Genomic DNA, 2158 nt, shown 5'->3' on the forward strand with positions numbered 1-2158 from the left:
CGTTATGCTGCCTTGCAACACAATCAATACAGTCAAAGTGATATAGAGACGAATTCGAAAGGTAATAGGGGTGACCAAATATTATATTGAATCGAGATCTGTGAAATGGTGTGTATAGTAGCTCCAGCAGCGCCGTCTTTGTTGATTGCTGCCATTATTGGCTTTCGTATTCTGAGTGAATCCCGCAACCGATTCGCAACCATGGCTGGACTGTTTACCCTGAAGCCAATCATTGCCACACCTCTCTGGGCCATTATTGCCGAGTTCAATTTCGGGCGTCCAATCCATGTAGGCGTTTTTGAGCTAGAACACTTGTTTCCTATGATCCCTGGCGTGGGACTGACAATATTGATTGTAATTGCGTTCTGGCCGCTGTTCTTGAGGTACAAGTCTGCCTTTGTGTTGCTCGGTCTTGACATTGTGCGTTGGGGCAACAGCTATTTGCTTCAACGTTCAGCAGACCAACTATTCTTGGTTACAATAATAGTTGGTCTGGCTATGCCGGCCGTCTTTGCTGTTGTAGCGCACATGCTTGTGCGCGAGAGTGCTGAACTGAATTCAGTTGAGATTCAAGCGCAGAAGGCGACCGTGACAGCATTGAGTACGTCTTACAGTGCTTTCAGACGTCCAAACAACCTTCTCTCTATAATCCTTATTCCAATACTCATCACCGGGCTAGGATTGTACTCAGGCAACTATCTTGGGGGAACAATCTACGAATTTCTGAACTCTGGTGCTTTTGCGAAGTGGCAGTCGTTAGGTGCTCCTTCAGAAAGATCTGTCAAGATTGCTGCCGCCAGTACCTGGAGTATTACAGTTGAAACCACTGACGACCAGGTTTTTACTTCCCAATCAGATAGTTGGGAGTGGCGACTGACTGATGAATATCTCAGTATGGAAAGGTCCCCGCCATGCTATTATCCCCAAACTCCTGCACCGCCTGGTGAGGTTATTGATAGTGTTGAGATTAGTCTTTGTGACAGGGGAAATGAGACAGTCAAATATGTTCTCCTGCAAGATGGCAGTGTGTGGAGGTGGGAACATAGCGCCTATTGGGGGTATACTCTGGGAGCCAGTATTCTAGGAACGCTCAGCGGCGCAGGTATGGGCTTGTTGGTCGGGATTAGTATTTCATTGCGCCTGGGGCGCAAGGCGGGATGAACAAGGAAAGCAGGTTGATGTCAGGAAATCACATCAATCTATGACTTTGGAGTAGTGGTGGCATAACAATCGCTGCACCTGACTGCGCTAGCGGCGGCAATTTCAACTGCTCCACGCCTGCGACGGTGACAAATGGCAACCGTCACACGCTAGACCCGCCCAGCAGGTGAGCTATGTCGTTAGCTGGCTTTGCAATCAGTCGCAACTCAACTCTAGTAGTTCGTCACAGTTGTAAGAGTCACAGATGAATGAGGAGGATATTATGTTTAAAAATAGAGTAAGTAAGAAGTTGTCATTAGCTTTACTGGTTAGTTTGATAGTTGTATTATCGAATCTGTTTAGCAGCTTTCAAATTACAGCTCACCCACTTCTCGCTCCCCCAGCTCCTACAAACCTGGCGGCAGTCGGCACCATTGACGAAATATGGTTCAGTGTAACCCCTGTGTCTGGCGCTGATTACTATAAATTGTATCGTGCTAAATCACTCTATGGCAGCAAACAATTTATTACAAACGTTACCAGCACGGCTTTTTTCAAAGATACCACAGCTAGCATTGGTGAATTCTATTGTTATTGGCTGACGGCGGTTGATGGTTCTGGCGAAAGTGGTTATAGCAATCACGCGACAGCCTACCTTCATGATAGCAATATTCCCGCTCCGACTAATGTCCAAGCAACTGATGGTACATACTCTGATAAAGTGCGTGTGACTTGGAACTCCGTTTCTGGTGCCACCGCATATCGAGTGGACCGTGCTACATCCTTAACTGGTGAACGTCAACTCAGTACATTTGTTTCAGGTACATCTTATGATGATCCAAATGTTACACTTGGGACAACGTATTACTACTGGGTATGTATTGCTTCAGATGGAATTGGAGAAAAGCCACATCAGAGTTAGTATACAATGGGAGGAGAAACAATGACAAAGAAAAGGAAGCAATACACAGCAAGAGAAAAGGTGGGGATTCTTCGACAGCATCTCTTGGAAGACGTA

General features: G+C 46.2%; 2 protein-coding genes. Both read left to right on the forward strand.

The features are described from left to right. The first annotated feature begins 105 nt into the window (after nucleotides 1-105). Nucleotides 106-1161, forward strand: a complete 1056-nt coding sequence (locus tag GY843_RS02170; RefSeq protein ID WP_297306079.1) for a hypothetical protein — start codon at nucleotides 106-108, stop codon at nucleotides 1159-1161. Nucleotides 1162-1405: 244 nt separating this feature from the next. After that, entirely contained in the window at nucleotides 1406-2062 is a 657-nt protein-coding gene (locus GY843_RS02175) for a hypothetical protein (protein ID WP_297306080.1), read from the forward strand. Nucleotides 2063-2158: the final 96 nt, after the last annotated feature.

The sequence above is a fragment of the Neptuniibacter sp. genome, assembly GCF_024231755.1.
In the GTDB taxonomy this organism is placed as follows: Bacteria; Pseudomonadota; Gammaproteobacteria; order Pseudomonadales; family Balneatricaceae; genus Neptuniibacter.